This is a genomic window from Dolichospermum sp. UHCC 0406, from assembly GCF_009712025.1.
In the GTDB taxonomy this organism is placed as follows: Bacteria; Cyanobacteriota; Cyanobacteriia; order Cyanobacteriales; family Nostocaceae; genus Dolichospermum; species Dolichospermum lemmermannii.
The window spans coordinates 25,242-41,751 of the sequence record NZ_VILA01000022.1 but is presented as its reverse complement, the minus strand read 5'-3'; the positions used below and the strand labels follow the sequence as shown (position 1 = coordinate 41,751).

At 37.8% G+C, this 16,510-nt stretch carries 15 protein-coding genes and 1 pseudogene; 4 read left to right on the top strand and 12 right to left on the bottom strand.

Going from position 1 to position 16,510, the window contains the following annotated elements; translation table 11 throughout:
* Positions 1-30 precede the first annotated feature (30 nt).
* Both FJR09_RS19050 and FJR09_RS19045 read right to left on the bottom strand, forming a co-directional pair.
* Positions 31-537 (bottom strand): hypothetical protein, encoded by a 507-nt coding sequence (locus tag FJR09_RS19050; protein WP_168653885.1) that lies wholly within the window; start codon positions 535-537, stop codon positions 31-33.
* A gap of 17 nt (positions 538-554) precedes the next feature.
* Positions 555-818: pseudogene (locus FJR09_RS19045) on the bottom strand (GNAT family N-acetyltransferase); the annotation flags it as partial.
* A gap of 143 nt (positions 819-961) precedes the next feature.
* Here FJR09_RS19045 and FJR09_RS19040 point away from each other — a divergent pair.
* On the top strand, positions 962-1,897 hold the full coding sequence (locus FJR09_RS19040) for an AccI family restriction endonuclease (RefSeq protein WP_168653884.1): 936 nt from the start codon (positions 962-964) through the stop codon (positions 1,895-1,897).
* A gap of 6 nt (positions 1,898-1,903) precedes the next feature.
* Positions 1,904-3,397: an Eco57I restriction-modification methylase domain-containing protein gene (locus FJR09_RS19035; protein WP_015079697.1), complete on the top strand. Its 1,494-nt coding sequence runs from the start codon at positions 1,904-1,906 to the stop codon at positions 3,395-3,397.
* A gap of 82 nt (positions 3,398-3,479) precedes the next feature.
* Here the strand turns inward: FJR09_RS19035 and FJR09_RS19030 are convergent, their stop codons facing one another.
* The 4 genes from FJR09_RS19030 to FJR09_RS19015 all read right to left on the bottom strand — a co-directional run bounded on the left by FJR09_RS19030 (position 3,480) and on the right by FJR09_RS19015 (position 9,260).
* Positions 3,480-5,072 carry a 2-isopropylmalate synthase gene (locus FJR09_RS19030; RefSeq protein WP_015079696.1) on the bottom strand — a complete coding sequence of 531 codons (1,593 nt, stop codon included), beginning with the start codon at positions 5,070-5,072 and terminating at the stop codon, positions 3,480-3,482.
* Positions 5,073-5,279: 207 nt separating this feature from the next.
* Positions 5,280-5,801, bottom strand: a complete 522-nt coding sequence (locus tag FJR09_RS19025; protein WP_015079695.1) for an NYN domain-containing protein — start codon at positions 5,799-5,801, stop codon at positions 5,280-5,282.
* An 851-nt stretch (positions 5,802-6,652) separates the two neighbouring features.
* Entirely contained in the window at positions 6,653-7,441 is a 789-nt protein-coding gene (gene mreC / locus FJR09_RS19020) for a rod shape-determining protein MreC (protein ID WP_015079694.1), read from the bottom strand.
* Positions 7,442-8,252: 811 nt separating this feature from the next.
* Entirely contained in the window at positions 8,253-9,260 is a 1,008-nt protein-coding gene (locus FJR09_RS19015) for a rod shape-determining protein (protein WP_041457858.1), read from the bottom strand.
* 365 nt (positions 9,261-9,625) lie between these two features.
* Between FJR09_RS19015 and FJR09_RS19010 the strand changes: the two genes are divergently transcribed.
* Positions 9,626-9,988, top strand: a complete 363-nt coding sequence (locus FJR09_RS19010; protein WP_015079692.1) for a single-stranded DNA-binding protein — start codon at positions 9,626-9,628, stop codon at positions 9,986-9,988.
* A 15-nt stretch (positions 9,989-10,003) separates the two neighbouring features.
* A complete protein-coding gene (locus tag FJR09_RS25965; RefSeq protein ID WP_256370272.1) occupies positions 10,004-10,126 on the top strand; it encodes a hypothetical protein in 123 nt (40 codons plus the stop codon).
* 7 nt (positions 10,127-10,133) lie between these two features.
* On the opposite strand, the gene FJR09_RS19005 is transcribed toward FJR09_RS25965, so the two are convergent.
* The 6 genes from FJR09_RS19005 to FJR09_RS18980 form a co-directional block, all read right to left on the bottom strand.
* The gene (locus FJR09_RS19005; RefSeq protein ID WP_015079690.1) at positions 10,134-10,877 is read right to left on the bottom strand and encodes an SIMPL domain-containing protein; all 744 of its coding nucleotides are present in this window, start codon (positions 10,875-10,877) and stop codon (positions 10,134-10,136) included.
* 109 nt (positions 10,878-10,986) lie between these two features.
* The gene (pstB, locus tag FJR09_RS19000) at positions 10,987-11,793 is read right to left on the bottom strand and encodes a phosphate ABC transporter ATP-binding protein PstB (protein WP_015079689.1); all 807 of its coding nucleotides are present in this window, start codon (positions 11,791-11,793) and stop codon (positions 10,987-10,989) included.
* Between the two features lie 165 nt (positions 11,794-11,958).
* Entirely contained in the window at positions 11,959-12,840 is an 882-nt protein-coding gene (gene pstA, locus FJR09_RS18995) for a phosphate ABC transporter permease PstA (protein WP_015079688.1), read from the bottom strand.
* Positions 12,841-12,854: 14 nt separating this feature from the next.
* A complete protein-coding gene (gene pstC / locus FJR09_RS18990) occupies positions 12,855-13,805 on the bottom strand; it encodes a phosphate ABC transporter permease subunit PstC (RefSeq protein WP_015079687.1) in 951 nt (316 codons plus the stop codon).
* A 161-nt stretch (positions 13,806-13,966) separates the two neighbouring features.
* Positions 13,967-15,130: a phosphate ABC transporter substrate-binding protein PstS gene (gene pstS / locus FJR09_RS18985; RefSeq protein WP_015079686.1), complete on the bottom strand. Its 1,164-nt coding sequence runs from the start codon at positions 15,128-15,130 to the stop codon at positions 13,967-13,969.
* Positions 15,131-15,344: 214 nt separating this feature from the next.
* Entirely contained in the window at positions 15,345-15,959 is a 615-nt protein-coding gene (locus tag FJR09_RS18980) for a 2OG-Fe(II) oxygenase (protein WP_015079685.1), read from the bottom strand.
* Positions 15,960-16,510 lie beyond the last annotated feature (551 nt).

Below are 16,510 nucleotides of genomic sequence, written 5' to 3'. Positions count from 1 at the left end.
GAGCAAAGACGCAAAGGAAGAAATTCATTTTTATGCAGAAATCTGATTAATTCCTACTTGATAAATTATCTGTTCTTGTACTGACTTTGCAGCAGATACAGCTATTTCTTCCCAATCACTAGCTAATAATACAATGCTCAAAAGCGACTTTAATAAATCTCGATTAGATATAAATTCTTCAACATTATATAATTCATCTTGTTTTAAAATATCTTGCAGTGCTGATAAAGCCACAGGTTGGGGTAATTGTAGTCTTTGAATCAAGCATTTTTGTGCTACTTCTAAGGCTGTTTTTTCCCCTATACCCAAATTCCATTCTTTTATGAGTAACCGCAGTTCCCGGTTGAGTGATACGCGCAACTGTGTCATTCTTCCAAACATTCCCGGATTTTGTAATAAAGCGGGAATTGCTAAACCCCAATCTAATCCTGCTGTCACGTCGCAGTCGGTTTCATCTTCAATTTGAATTGCTTCTTGAAGGGATGTTGGGTTAAAAAGTAAATTAATAGCTTCAGCTACATTTTGGTTATTATTCATAATAATTTCGCTCATCATTATTGTAGTCGTAACATACCATATTCAAAGTAGGTAAGATTCTCGTATTCTTCATCAATACCAAGATTGAGCATATTTTGGTTTTCATAAAATCGTTCCGCAGTTGGAAGTGAATGCAGTCCAATTCTCCCACCATAACCTAATTCTACACTTCTGAGTCGTGCATATCTCAATAATGCAGTACCTACACCTTTGTATCGTGGTGGACGTTGGATTTCTTTACGATTCCAAGGAGCAGAGGTAATGTACTGGATATATACTAAAAAATTATCTAAATTTTACGAAAGTTATTTACACAACCAAGTAAAGTATGGTAATAATCATATTCCTACTGGATTAAATTTTTATGAACAAAGATTTAGTGTAAAATCCAGTAAACATAATTTTTGACTTAAAGGTATAATCAATGCACCCTTTTGAAAAAATTTTATCAGTATCGAAAGAAAACATTGAACTTGAATTAAAATATATAAACGAAATTAGTTGGGCTGACTTTTGGTTAAATCCAAGACGTTTAAGAGGCAGTGATTTTTTGATGCGTTGGTCTCAAGGTGTTTGGAGTGAAAAACGCTTAACTGATGCTATTAATGAGACTAATCAGTTTTATGCAATTCCTTATGGACCAAGCGGAACAGCCGCTACAGATGACGTAAGGGCATTTGAACTTTACTTTGAAAGATTGGAAGCTGCTGGACTTGGGAAAATAAAACGTCCTGATTTATTGATTTTTAAAATAGAAGAAAAATCCTATGTTGATAGTTTCTTAAAAGATATTGGTGGTAGTGAAGAATTACCTTTCATAGTTGAAAATGAACTGCAATCTCTGATTAAAAAATCAATTATAGCAGTTGAATGTGAAAATTCACTTTGGGTTGCCGAAAAAATGCCTGATTATAATAAACAGATGAAACCTCAGAAAAGACTGGGAGGTAAAATGGGATTGTCCAAAAGTGCTGTTTTACCAACAGTAATTATTAAAGAAGAAGACCGGATTCCATTACATAAATGGCAAATAGAAAATAAAATTCCTATCCACATTTGGCACGTTTTTTTTGATAAAGCTTACGGGTTATCTCTTGATCAAGCTGAACACCTTGTAAAAGAAGGTTTAATTGAGCCAACAATTCAGACCTTTCAAGCTCCAGGTGGAGCAACAACTAAAAAAGCCATTTATAAATTTTATTATCATTATGCTTATCCTCTAGGAATTTCAACAGAGCGACCCACTTTAGTACCTAATTATATCGAAGATAAAAATGGACATATTTTGCCTTATGTAAAATTTGTAGGAGGCTCACTTCAGATTAACGAAGATGCTTTAAAAATTCTCAATAACCTTTAATAAATTATGATTCACCAAAAACTACCTAATAACTGGCAAGAAAGAGAAAAATTACGTGATAAAGGTCAATTCTGGACACCAGAATGGGTGACAAAAGCAATGGTTTCGTATATAGCAAAAGACACAAATTTGGTGTTTGATCCTGCTACTGGAAAAGGAGCTTTTTTAAATGCTTTATTACAAATAAATCCCTCTATTAATTATTATGGGATTGATATAGATGAATATATTTTAGAAGATGAAATTTATCAAAAAAATAGTTGCTTTGTAGAATTACGTGATTTTATCAAAAACCCTCCACAGAAAAAGTTTAACGCAATTATAGCTAATCCACCTTACATCAGACATCACCGAATTGATGAAAAGATGAAACAATTTCTAAAAGAGCTTTTTATAAAAATTACAGGTTTTACAATTGATGGTAGAGCAGGTTATCATATTTACTTTTTTGTGCAGGCGTTAAATTTACTTGATAAAAACGGAAGATTAGCTTTTATAATGCCTGCTGATACTTGTGAAGGGATTTTTGCTCAAAAACTGTGGCAATGGATTACTAAAAATTATTGTCTTGAATGCGTTGCTACATTTCATGAAAATGCGACACCTTTCCCAAAGGTTGATACCAATGCAATTATTTTTTTTATCAAGAAATCTGAACCTGTCCAGATAATTAAATGGATCAAGGCAAATGAAGCCAATGAGGAACTTTTTAATTTTGTTAAATCGGATTTTAAAGATACAAATCATATAACTCTGGAAATTAATAATCGAGATTTAAAAGAAGCATTAGCCACAGGTTTATCAAGACCTGAACAAAATAATTGTGATTTTAAATATCATCTTAATGATTTTGCAAAAGTGATCCGTGGTATTGCCACAGGAGCGAATGATTTCTTTTTTTTAACAACACAGCAGGTACAAGAACTGGCAATTCCTAAAGAATTTCTTAAACTCGCAATTGGACGGACAAAAGATGTAACAGGAGATAAATTAACTATTGAAGATATCAAAAAATTAGAAGAAAATAATCGTCCCACAATTTTACTTTCAATAAATAGTAATGATAATATCCCTGAATCAGTTGCTAACTATCTTCAAGAAGGTGAAAAATTAGGTCTGCCTGACCGTCCCCTGATTAAACAACGTAAATTGTGGTATAAGATGGAACATAGAGAAGTGCCACCCATATTATTTGCTTATCTTGGTAGACGCAATTCTAGGTTCATTAAAAATGAGGCTGGTGTTGTTCCATTAACAAGTTTTTTGTGTATTTATCCTATTTATGATGATGAACTATATATCGCTAATCTTTGTGAGGCTTTAAATGATCCTGAGACAATTCAAAATCTCAGACTTGTAGGCAAAAGCTATGGTTCTGGAGCAATTAAAGTTGAGCCTCGTAATCTTGATAAAGTTCCCATTCCAGAACATATTGTAGATAAATATAATTTAACCCGACAAAAATATAAAATTAAAAGTCAGCAACTTGAACTATTTTAATAATTGAAATCTAACTTCATACGCATAAAAAAATCAAACCACATTAATGTGGTTTGAAAAAATCAAAAACTATTTACATTTTCTATGCTGTGACTTCTTCCTTCACTTCCTGCTGTAAAGCTGAAACCAGTCTATTCAGTGCATTTACGTAAGCCTGAGCCGATGCCACAATAATGTCTGTATTGGCTGCATGACCTGAAAATACACGGGATTCATGGCGCAAGCGAATTGTCACTTCTCCTAAAGCATCAATTCCCCCGGTGACAGATTGCACAGAAAACTCAATCAATTCATTCGGTACATTCACCACCCGATTGATGGCTTTGTACACCGCATCTACTGGACCTGTACCAATGGCTGCATCAGTTAATTCTTCTCCGTCGGGAGTGCGAAGAGTTACAGTAGCAGTAGGTTGAGCGTTACTACCACAGGAAACCTGTACCAACTCTACCTTAAATAAATCTGGCGCTTGTTGGATTTCGTCGTTAACAATAGCTTCCAAGTCCCAATCAGAGATTTCTTTCTTTTTGTCCGCTACTTCTTTAAATCTAACAAAGGCTTTATTTAGGTCATTTTCTGATAGTTCAAAGCCCAATTCTTTCAAGCGGGTACGAAAAGCATTTCTGCCAGAATGTTTACCCAATACTATTTGATTGTCCGATAAACCAATCAATTGGGCATCCATGATCTCATAAGTGAGTTTGTTTTTCAATACTCCATCTTGGTGAATTCCAGATTCATGAGCAAAGGCATTTGCACCGACAATGGCTTTATTTGGTTGCACCAACATTCCCGTTAAATTGGAAACCAAACGGGAGGTTTTATAGATTTGTTTGGTGTCAATATTCGTGAGTGATGCTTCCGAATTTTCAGCGCGTCCCAAGAAGGGATTAAAATATTGTCTGCGGACGTGCAAAGCCATGACTAATTCTTCTAAAGCTGCATTTCCGGCTCTTTCCCCAATGCCATTAATGGTACATTCTAATTGCCGAGCGCCGTTTTTCACAGCTTCCAAAAAGTTAGCAACTGCTAAACCTAAATCATTATGGCCGTGAACGGAAATAATGGCTTTGTCAATGTTGGGGACATTTTCGGTAATGCCTTTAATGATGCCCCCAAATTCGCTGGGTGTGGTATATCCTACGGTATCAGGAATATTAACAGTTGTTGCTCCAGCAGCGATCGCTCTTTCCAAAACTTCATACAAAAATTCTGGATCAGATCGTCCGGCATCTTCAGGAGAAAATTCGACATCATCGGTGAAGGTTTTGGCATAGGCTACCATTTCTTCCGCAATGGCAACTACTTCCGGTCTGGTCTTTTTTAACTTATATTGCAGGTGGATATCAGAAGTAGCAATAAAAGTATGAATTCTGCCTTTAGCAGCAGGTTTGATAGCCTCCGCTGCGGCTTTAATATCATCATGTCTGGCTCTGGCCAAACTACAAATTACCGGACCATTTTCCGTTCCCACAGTTTGGGCAATTTTGCTAACTGCTTCAAAATCTCCAGGACTAGCAAAAGCAAAACCAGCCTCAATAATATCTACTCCTAAACGTGCTAGTTGTTTGGCAATAATTAGCTTTTCGTCTATATTGAGAGTTGCTCCTGGACACTGTTCTCCATCACGCAATGTGGTGTCAAAGATGATAATTCTATCGGCTTGTTTGCTCATTAGCTTAACCTCTTTTAATTTTGAGAGTGGACCCAATAAAAGAACATAAGGGAATTAGAATTAATCAAATGTGACTTGATTTGTCAGTCCTATAGAATTTATTTTCATCACTGACTTCTAATTCCTCAATTCTTTTTTGATAAAATAGCTGAAACTGTGAAATGAGAGTTTTTAACTTTGAGATGTGTAAATAAATACTAAGCTAAGTTAACCGTCAGTTTTTTCTATTCTCTCTCTTATATCGTTCAAGTCTATATATCTATCAGTAGCATTACGTAGTTCTCTGGCGATCATTCCTTCAGTTGATACTACTGTAATATGCGTATTTTTTGAGCGTAATAGTTCGATAGCTCTTTCAAAATCACCATCTCCGCTGAATAATACAACTCGGTCATATTGATCTACCGTATTAAACATATCAACGACAATTTCAATATCTAAATTCGCTTTTTGGGAGTAACGACCGGAAGCATCATCATAATACTCTTTGAGGATTTTCGTGCGAACTGTATATCCTAAACTGATGAGTGCATCTCGGAAACCCCGTTGGTCTTGTGGGTCTTTTAATCCAGTGTACCAGAAAGCATTGATTAATGTAGTTTCTGACTGTTCGTATTTGAAATATTCTAAAACCCGTCGGGGGTCAAAAAACCAACCATTTTTTTGTTGAGCATAGAACATATTGTTTCCGTCTACAAAAATAGACAGACGATTCATTGGAGAACCCATAAAAATTTACACCTAAATAATAGATAAGAATGTTAGAGGGAAGAATAGATTATAGCAATTATCAAGTGGTAATTTCGCTAATATCTTTAAGGTACATAATTATGTATAGCCATTATCTTACCTCTTTTAAAGCCAAAATTTGGACAAAATATCCCAGTTGAGATCCGAATTATTTAACTTGTTTCACCTCCGGGACTTGTAAATATGTTGTCTGATCAAAATCTACCAATAAAATTGACCTAGTAACAGGATTGTAAACTAGATGATATTCAATTTTACTCCTAAAGAGGTACGGGATAGGATTCTGGAGAAGGAATGGGCTGATCTTCATCAATAGATTTTTTCATCGACTGTAGGGATGATTTCAGAGGATTATCAATGCTTCAGGAGAGAAGACTATTGAGGATACGCATCTAGGATATCCTAGATGGACACCTAAAATTTGAAGAATACTCTATGAAAGTAGTTTGAATAATTTGATGACTCCGAATATAAATTTTTATGACAACTAACCTGATCTGCGATCACAGGGGTGGGTTCAGTTGCGTAAATATGGGAATGTATCTGTACAGAGTTTTTATACAATGAATATACTGATATGAGTTGGATAAAAATTAAAGGATGGGTGAAAAAGGGATAAGATGGTCATTTAAGTCTTAAATTTGCAGTTTTTAGCAGTCGAACAGAGTTCTGAATCAATATAAGTATTGTACTTAAACTAGTCAGTACAATAATATCGCCCCAGAACCTATATCTAGCTTAACCAAAAAATCAGATTCTGTTGGCAAATTAGAAAAGCAGCCTGGTGCGAGTGGTAGATTTGAGTCATTTACACTAATTAACCTTGTCCATCATTTCGTCAGATTCGGAGTTTCTAAATATTGTTTCTCTGGTTGAGGATAAACAGTTACCCAATCTAAATACCGAATTGGCGGAAATAACTCCACTTTAGCGATTGATGCCGGGAGTTTCTTTAAATCCAAGGACTTAATTTTACCTATGGCTAAACCAGCGGGAAACTTCTGACTATAAGTAGATGTGGAAACTAAATCGCCTACTTTAACATTAGGCACTTTTTCATAAAACTCTAACACCCCTTCAGCGGAAGCATCACCTTGCAAAACTCCTTTAGCTGATGTGCGGCTGACAGTTACACCCACTTGACTTTTTAAATCACTAACCAACAATACACTGCTAGTATTAGTCGTCACACTTTCTACTAAACCCACTAATCCCCCATCGGCTTTAACAATAGAACCTTCTTGAATGCCTGATGCAGTCCCCCGATTCAAAATTACCTGTTGCCACCAATGATCTGCACTCCGTCCAATTACCCTTGCTATAATTGGCTTCTGTGGCAAGGTTTCTTTTTCTACGTAACTCAGTAAACTTTTTAATTTTTCATTTTGGCTTTCTAGATCGACGATGCGAGTCTGTAATTCTAAAAATCTTGCATCTTTAATACTTTGCTCAGGAATCGTCCCTGACTGCACCATCTGTAATGGAATGGTGATTCCTTGATAGATTTCGCGTAATAATGCCCCTTTTGTTTCTCTGATTGTCCAAGCACTACCTACAACTAAGGCCAATAACCCTATTTGTAATCCCTTATATTCCCACCAGCGCTTTAAAGTAAACATAAACATACCTGTATATATTTTTTATAAATTATTCAGGAGTTGCAAAAATATTGCTTAGGAACGCAAATTTAATCACCTGCAATTCTGATTTAACCGGAAATGGTGCGTTACGCTTTGCTTTAGCGTAGCCATGCTCGCAGAGCTTTACACACCCTAATTTTGTACTTTATTTAATCTATACTCCTTAGTAAGACTTTCCGTGATCATTATCCCTCAACTTCCCTATACTTCTGTTGAAAACAATAGACATCTCCGGAAATTAAATATGCGTGACCTAAAACCCTTGTAGAGACGTTCCATGGAACGTCTCTACAATATTTACCGAAGCTGTCTAATGGATTCTATAATTTTGACACTCTCAGGGAAGACAGCCACTGAGATTCTACTGACAGAATTAGATTAAAGGTTTAGCCTAATCTAATCTCGCTGCGACCGTCAAACGCCGCCTAGACGCTCAATACAACCACCAATCAAGGTGTCGAAATTGCGCTTACTTTTATTGTTTTCAGTGTTTTTGTGAGTCCATCACTAAGCCAAGATGCGGTACGCTCCACAACCTGCCATTACTTGCTCTTTCTTGTCATACTGCCGCTAGGACTTGAACCTAACCGTTGTTTCTTATGAGCCGGGATTTCTCCGTACTAGGATGTTTCAACACGTAGATGTTTATTGTTCTTACTCACGATTTCATTCTAGCATACCACAGGGATTAAAATCCCTCGTGTCGCTTCCCTCTGTTGGGAGCCAAGCCACGCTCGTTTCCCACTTACCGCGAGGTCTTATGAATAAATACAGAACCCATATATTCCTACTACATATTACGGGAATGCCCGCTAAATACTCTCTCCAATTGTTTGAAGTTTTCTAATACACGACCTGTTCCCAACACTACACAGCTTAAAGGGTCTGCCGCAATGTGAGTCACAAGACCTGTCTCATGACTAATTAATGTATCCAGACCTTTGAGTAATGCACCACCTCCTGCCAACATGATCCCGCGATCAATAATGTCTGCTGCCAGTTCTGGAGGTGTCCGTTCTAGTGTCCGTCTCACTGCTTCGATAATTACCGCTAGAGGCTCTACCATACTTTCCCGAATTTCTGGGCCTTTGATGCTTACAGTTCTGGGTAATCCAGAAAGTAAATGCAAGCCCCGGACTTCCATGACACTATCATTATCATCTGCGGTCGGATAGGCAGAACCAATCTTAATCTTAATATCCTCAGCAGTCCGTTCACCAATTACCAGATTATGAATTTTCTTCATATACTGAGTAATCGCTTCAGTTAGTTCATCTCCAGCAATGCGGACTGACTCGCTAATTACTGTACCCTGAAGACTTAATACCGCTACTTCTGTTGTGCCACCACCTATATCAATTATCATGTTACCCGTAGGTTCTGCAACTGGCAGTCCCGCACCGATTGCCGCTGCAACTGGTTCATCAATTAAATATACTTCCCTCGCTCCGGCTTGATTGGCTGCATCCATGACAGCCCGTCTTTCTACTCCTGTGACACCACTAGGAATGCCAATGATAATGCGGGGACGCATCAGCGATCTTCCCTCATTTACCCGCTGAATAAAGCTTTTTAGCATCAATTCAGCCGTGTCAAAGTCAGCAATCACACCGTCACGCAGGGGACGGAGGGCAATTACATTGCCTGGTGTCCGTCCGAGCATTTTTTTGGCTTCTTCTCCCACTGCCAGTGCCACCTTGAGATTTTGATCAATGGCAACTACAGAAGGTTCTTGCAGGACAATTCCTTTACCAGACACATAAACTAGGGTATTGGCTGTACCAAGGTCGATACCCATATCCCATGATGGACGAAAATTTCTGAAAAGATCCACGCTTCTCTTTGCCCCTTATTTGCGATACTTAATAACTACAAAGATAAAAGTTAATAATGATAGATTCCATGATGTTTGCTTGCCTGACTCCAGTAACCTAGACTATTTTTTTATCTAGCTTTTGTCAATCTTGATTTTAGTTTCACGAATCTTATGTTCTATTTTTTCATGGTCAGTCAGTATAACCGTATATTTTTTTTAATGTCAAGTATTTTTTGAATTTTTGTGTGAGTTAACTGTTGGGATTCTAACATATTTTCAATACTTTCACAATTAGTTATTATAGAATCCGGAATAGTACAATACAAAGTTACTAAGAAATAAAAGCCATGAGCATTAATGTTGTCACTCTTATTGGCCGTGTAGGCATCGATCCTGACATGAAGTTTTTTGATTCGGGTAAAGTTAAATGTAGATTGACTCTAGCAGTCAGTCGTCGTACCCGTGAGGGAGAACATACAGACTGGTTTAACTTAGAATTATGGGGAAAAACTGCGGAAGTTGCGGGTAATTATGTTCGGAAAGGCAAACAAATAGGCGTTAAAGGTTCTTTGCGGTTTGATTCCTGGAGCGATCGCCAAAGCGGAGTTAGCCGTTCTAGTCCAGTGATCAATGTCGAGCAACTAGAATTACTAGGTTCTAAGCGTGATGGTGAAGGTGGGGGAGCAGATATGTCTCCAGATAATTTCTAATTAGTGAGTTGTCAGTTGTTAGTAGGGGCGAAGCATTTGGAAGATAAATTATCGGTCATTGCCAAAAATAGTTCTCCAAATGCTTCGCCCGTACAGTTGTTAGTTGTTTTTTCCTTGCCATTGACCACTGACCACTGACCACTGACTAATAACTAATTTGCAATGTTACTGATGCTTGTACTTCCTGTTCACCGGCAATTATGGGAGTAGAAGCATCTGCATTAGCTAATTTAGCCTCAGCCCGGTAAAGCATGGGAGGTGGTGGTGGAGTTGCACCATTGACTTGAATACTGACAATTTCTTTTTGTTGTAATCCCAGGCTACTTAAAACGGCTTCTGCTTGCTGTTGGGCATCCTGGGTAGCTTTTTTCAGAGCTTGTTTTTGGGCGATCGCAATTGCTTCATCACTAGCAATAAAACTCACACCGTTAATTTGTGTCGCTCCAGCCTTCACAGCTTCATCTAACAATGTTCCGGCTTGATCTGTAGGAATGCGGAAACTGACTGTATTACTGGCAGCATAACCAGTGATTCGTTGGACATTATTGCTGTAGCTATACACTGGATTCAGGCGAATTCCTGTAGTTGTCAATTTTTCCACATTACGTTTTTTCAGCAATGTCACCACAGCGGATGATTTACGAGCCGCTTCTTTTTGGACATCTTCAGCGGTTTTTCCTTGAATTTCCACACCTAAACTCACTTGAGATAAAGTTGTAGAAATTGTTTCTACTCCCCGTCCACTCACGGTTAAAGTTCGCCATAATTTTGCCTTTTCTTGCGCCGATGCAGGTAATATAAAAGTCGCGCATATCAATATACTCAAGGATAAGATCTTCCCAAAATTCCTGGTAGGAAAACGAGAATTGGATAAAATAGTGTTAGACATTCTGCTGGCACTCCTCCAAAAACGGATCAATTCTTGGTTAACTGTTAATTATCAACTAATTATCAACAACCACCAAAACATTTTTACCACTTGTTTTATCATCTCAGCATTAACCAAATTTACCGCTAATGTAAGCTTTGGTATCTTCCTGTTGAGGGTTGCTGAAAATTAGCTCTGTCGAATCGTACTCTACTAAATACCCAGCCCGTCCACCTGATTCTGAGGCTCTGACATTAAAAAACGCCGTTTTATCAGATACTCGTGATGCTTGCTGCATATTGTGAGTGACTATGACGATGGTATATTGCTCTTTAAGTTCATGAATTAGTTCTTCAACCCGCGAGGTAGAAATAGGATCAAGAGCAGAACATGGTTCATCCATGAGGATAACTTCTGGTTGTACTGCGATCGCTCGGGCAATACATAAACGTTGTTGTTGTCCACCGGATAAAGATAAACCATTTTGGCGCAATTTATCCTTGACTTCATCCCACAAAGCCGCTTGTCGCAAACTCCGTTCTACTAATTCATTCATATCACCCCTGTAGCCATTAATTCTGGCCCCAAAAGCAATATTTTCATAAATTGACTTGGGAAATGGGTTGGGTCTTTGAAACACCATACCAATACGTCTCCGCACCTCTACGGGATCAATATTGGGTGCATAGAGATTTTTATCATAGAAATAAACTTTACCTTCGGCTCTAAATGATGCGATTAAATCATTTAGACGGTTATAACATCGCAATAATGTACTTTTACCGCAGCCAGATGGTCCAATAAAAGCCGTCACCCGATTTTTAGGAATATCTAGCCAAACATTCTGTACAGCCAAAAAATTGCCGTAGTAGATATTGAGGTCTTCTGTGCGTAAAACCGATTCAGCCCCATTAATCGTGCTAATTGTAGTAGCCATAAATACTTAAATGAATGCAGAATTTAGAATTTAGAATTTAGAATTACGTTTTGCAACGGGGATTTTACCCCGACGCAAAACCCGCTGCTTGTAGAAGCAGGGGACTTTAACCCCCAAAGGTAAGTTAAAGAATAAGTTTTTCGGGATGAGTTTCAGTTTTGTTAACTAAACCTTTTGTTTAGTCACCCAGCGAGTAATAATACTAGTAATTAAAACCATCATTACGAGGATTAAAGACGCAGCCCAAGCTAGAGATTGCCAAGTTGGGAAGGGAGAAGTAGCAAAGTTGTAGACTAAAACCGCGAGAGAAGCAGTAGGTTTGAGAATGCTATCCGGCCAAAAAGCAGAAAAAAGAGCCGTAAATATTAATGGTGCTGTTTCTCCAGCAGCCCGAGCGATCGCCAAAGTAGAACCAGTGACAATTGTTGGTAATGCAGCCGGCAATACCACCAGGATCACAGTTTGCAAATTACTTGCACCTAATCCAACAGACGCTTGCCGCAAATCTTGAGATACTAATTGCAAAGCTTCGTCTGTAGTTTTTACAATAATAGGTAACATCAAAATTGCTAAGGCAAATCCACCCCCCAGGGCTGAGTAAGAGCCTAAATTCAGCTTTACTAAGGTCAAAACCACAATTCCATAAGCAAATACCCCAGCAATAATAGAAGGAACACCACTGAGGACGTTAGTAGCAAAACGTATCCATCTAGCAATCTTTTGGGAACTAAACTCATTTAAATAAATTGCGGCCAATACACCAAAGGGAACACTAATGACAGCGGCAATCCCGACCATGAGAATTGTGCCAACAATGGCATTACCAAAACCGCCATTTTTGCCAAAAGGCGGCGGTGGTAACTGCGTAAAAATATTGAGATTTAAACTACTAAACCCTCTAATTACTACATAATAAAGCACTGCCAACAAGGGGACTAGTGCCAATGCTCCACAGATAAAAGCTAATCCAGTCATTGCTGTATTCAACAATGTCCGAGGAGAGGAAGGAGAACGAGTCAGGCTTCTTTGCTCAAAAGAAGAAGTCATAATTTAACCTATCACTATAGTCTCTGGACTCGCGCCACAATAAACTCTGCCAGAATATTGACTATCATCGTCAATAGAAATAGGATTAAAGCTGCATACATTAAAGCAGCAACTTGTAACCCATTAGCTTCAGCAAATTGATTTGCTAGTAGGGAAGAAATTGTATTAGATGGTGCTAAGAAAGAGATGTTAATATTATTGGCATTACCAATTAACATTGTCACAGCCATTGTTTCACCCATGGCTCTACCAAGTGCCAACATCACCGCACTGACAATGCCAGAAAAAGCAGCGGGGATAATAACTTGAAAAATTGTTTCCCAACGGGTTGCACCGATTGCCAAGGCAGCTTGACGTAAACCCGAAGGTACAGAAATCAAAGCATCACGAGAAATAGCGGTGATAATTGGCAAAGTCATAATTGCTAAGATCACTCCCGCAGGTAACATTCCTGGCCCTGTAGGTGAGGTACTAAAAATAGGTAGCCAGCCCCAATAATGATGCAGCCATTTGCCCAAATCAGTTAAAATCGGGATTAAAACAAAAATTCCCCAGACTCCGTAGACAACACTGGGAATGGCAGCTAGTAATTCTACTAAAAATACCAGTACCAATTTTACCTGGGAGGGCAAAAAATCCTCACTCAATAAAATCGCTGTCCCCACACCAATTGGAACTGCTAAAACTAGTCCGATTAAAGAACTCATGAGAGTCCCATAAATCGCAGGTAATACCCCATATTCATTATTAACAGGGTTCCAATTGCTGGTGATTAAGAAATTAATCCCGAATTTTTGGATCGCTGGACTGGCCGCAATAGCAACTTGCAAGGTAATCCATAATAAAATTCCAGCAATTGCTAGGGCAAAAATTCGAGTTAACCAAATAAAGCTCCGATCTAGATTTCTGTCTATTTCCGAGCGATTTTTCGTGACTAATTGGGTTTCTGGAAAATTTATGGCCATGAATGCTGACTCTAAGATGTGGGAAAAAGCTAACTTTCTCAAAACTAGTACAATACGGCGTAAGTTAAGCAACCATTAAAAATCCCTGAAAAGCTTATACCATCTGCTTTTTAATTTTTAATTGTTAATTTTTAATTCCGCCCTGCGGTACTAGCTTGTCATTACTTTGTAGTTTTAGGATCAGCGCCAAGAGAGATTTTATAATCAGGACTAATTTGATCAGCAGCAGCAGCCACTTTAGCAATCACATTTGCTGGTAAAGGAACATACCCTAATTGAGTAGCTAACTTTTGTCCATCAGTTAAAGCGTACTCAATAGTTGCTTCTATTGCCTTGGCTTTACCAGCATCAGCATATTTTTTATAAGCGAGAATCCAAGTATAAGTGACGATTGGGTAAGAACCTTCCCCTTCAGGATCAGAAATAAAAGCGCGAAGATTTTCTGGTAAAGTTACTGATGCTAACGTTTTAGATGCTGATTCTTCAGAAGCCAAAACAAACTTTTTAGCTTTATTTTCTAAACTCGCAAATTTGAGATTACTTTGTTTGGCATAGCCATATTCTACATAACCAATAGCACCTGGAGTTTGTTGAATTTGGGCGGTAATACCTTCATTGCCTTTAGCACCAATTCCTACAGGCCATTTTACACTTTTACCGTCACCTACTTTAGTTTTCCATTCTGGACTAATGGCGCTAAGGTGTTTGGTAAAAACGCCTGTAGTCCCGCTACCATCAGCCCGATAAATAACTTTTATCTCGTCTTTTGGTAATTTTACATCAGGATTAGCTTGAGCGATCGCCGGATCATCCCAAGATTTGATTTTACCTAGTAAAATATCAATATAAACTGCTCGTGGTAGTTTGAGTATAGCTACGCCACCGGAGCTATCAGCAATATCTGGTAAGTTATAAGCGAGAACAATACTACCAGCAGTTACAGGTAGTAAGATCACTCCTTTATCTGCGGGGATATTCTGAATTTCTTCATCTTTCATGGCTACATCACTAGCACCAAAGTCTACTGTCCCTTTGGTAAACTGCTCAACACCAGCACCACTACCAACTGGCTGATAGTTAACTTTTAAATTGGGATATTTTTTGTTTAACTCCGCAAACCAGGTTTGGTAAAGGGGTGACGGAAAAGTAGCACCGGCACCTGTTAATTCAATATTACCTCCTAAATCTAGTTTGCTGGAAGCAGTTGTAGTTTGACTGGAAGATTTGTTAGGAGTGGGATTCGTTGAGTTAGTTTCTCCACAGGCAGATAAACTAATTGCTAGTGTGAATACCGATATTAAAGCTATCAGGCGATTATGCTTCATTGCACTTAGAGGTAATGGTAGTAATGTTAATTTTTAGCTAAACACCTCTAACATACTTCTAAAAAATTGTTTCAGAGACTTACAAATCAAAAATACCCCATAAGACTGGATAATCTTTTTTGTGAAGTTCTCTTATCGGTAAAGAAATGGGGAAAGCTATATTTATAGTATTTGCGTATTTTACAAGTTGATCATATCATCCTTTGACATCAGCCTACTTTTTTTGTTTTTTTCCATTCCCTTGATTAGCTCTTGATTCTAATGTAAACTCTGGTATTTCTTCAAGTTCATCTTCACTTAAACTATACTGTTCACACACAAGACTTAACCGATTTCCAGGAGTTGTCACTGCATTGACAGAATGAGTTAAATCACCCTGAAAGTAAATTAAAGAATTGGTTTGCGGTTTAATTTGTCCCACTTGGCGTTTTTGCAACTTCAGCACCAATTCTCCTCCCTCCATATCTTCTGGTACACGTACATAAAGAACGCTCACAAATGCAGGAGGTTCAACGGTTTTACAATAGGAACGCAAAGACCGGTCAATATGGGGGTCAACGCGAGAACCTGCTTTGAGTAGTAAAGGATTCAGATAAAAAGCATTACAATTAGGCAAAAGTGCCAAATCTAAATAAGGCTTAAAATAGGGGAATTTTTGAATAACTTCTGCTAAACCTTGACGCTGAAATACCACAGAAAAGCCTTTAGTATTGATAAAATCTCGGTTAAGGTTATTGATAGCAAAATAGGGACAAGCTTGGATTTCTCCCCACAAGTCCTGGAGATATTGAACAGGAAAGGCGTTAGGATGTTGTTGATAGTATTTCACGGTCTTAAATTAATGGATATTGAGTTTAATTTTTGTCTGAATCAGGATATCCAGGATTAGAGGATTAACAGGATGTTTGACATTTCTATAGTCTTTCATAGTCTTAAATTAATGGATATTGAGTTTAATTTTTGTCTGAATCAGGATATCCAGGATTAGAGGATTAACAGGATGTTTGACATTTCTATAGTATTTCATAGTCTTAAATTAATGGATATTGAGTTTAATTTTTGTCTGAATCAGGATGCCCAGGATTAGAGGATTAACAGGATGTTTGACATTTCTATAGTCTTTCATAGTCTTAAATTAATGGATATTGAGTTTAATTTTTGTCTGAATCAGGATATCCAGGATTAGAGGATTAACAGGATGTTTGACATTTCTAGGGAATACCTTAATAAAACAATCAATAAAAATCATGATCAAAAAACCCATCAACAAAACCATCAAACCATCCTGTACATCCTTAAATCCTGGACATCCTGATTCAGACAATGATATTTCCAGGGAATACCTTAATAAAACAATCAATAAAAATCATGATCAAAAAA

What these genes read in the sequence shown, in the direction of transcription:
- FJR09_RS19035 (WP_015079697.1), top strand. Translation starts at nt 1,904, where the DNA reads ATGATTCACCAAAAACTACCTAATAACTGGCAAGAAAGAGAAAAATTA.
- FJR09_RS19030 (WP_015079696.1), bottom strand. Translation starts at nt 5,072, where the DNA reads ATGAGCAAACAAGCCGATAGAATTATCATCTTTGACACCACATTGCGT.
- FJR09_RS19050 (WP_168653885.1), bottom strand. Translation starts at nt 537, where the DNA reads ATGAATAATAACCAAAATGTAGCTGAAGCTATTAATTTACTTTTTAAC.
- FJR09_RS19040 (WP_168653884.1), top strand. Translation starts at nt 962, where the DNA reads ATGCACCCTTTTGAAAAAATTTTATCAGTATCGAAAGAAAACATTGAA.
- pstS (WP_015079686.1), bottom strand. Translation starts at nt 15,130, where the DNA reads ATGAAGCATAATCGCCTGATAGCTTTAATATCGGTATTCACACTAGCA.
- FJR09_RS19010 (WP_015079692.1), top strand. Translation starts at nt 9,626, where the DNA reads ATGAGCATTAATGTTGTCACTCTTATTGGCCGTGTAGGCATCGATCCT.
- FJR09_RS19025 (WP_015079695.1), bottom strand. Translation starts at nt 5,801, where the DNA reads ATGGGTTCTCCAATGAATCGTCTGTCTATTTTTGTAGACGGAAACAAT.
- pstB (WP_015079689.1), bottom strand. Translation starts at nt 11,793, where the DNA reads ATGGCTACTACAATTAGCACGATTAATGGGGCTGAATCGGTTTTACGC.
- pstA (WP_015079688.1), bottom strand. Translation starts at nt 12,840, where the DNA reads ATGACTTCTTCTTTTGAGCAAAGAAGCCTGACTCGTTCTCCTTCCTCT.
- FJR09_RS19005 (WP_015079690.1), bottom strand. Translation starts at nt 10,877, where the DNA reads ATGTCTAACACTATTTTATCCAATTCTCGTTTTCCTACCAGGAATTTT.
- pstC (WP_015079687.1), bottom strand. Translation starts at nt 13,805, where the DNA reads ATGGCCATAAATTTTCCAGAAACCCAATTAGTCACGAAAAATCGCTCG.
- mreC (WP_015079694.1), bottom strand. Translation starts at nt 7,441, where the DNA reads ATGTTTACTTTAAAGCGCTGGTGGGAATATAAGGGATTACAAATAGGG.
- FJR09_RS19015 (WP_041457858.1), bottom strand. Translation starts at nt 9,260, where the DNA reads ATGGGTATCGACCTTGGTACAGCCAATACCCTAGTTTATGTGTCTGGT.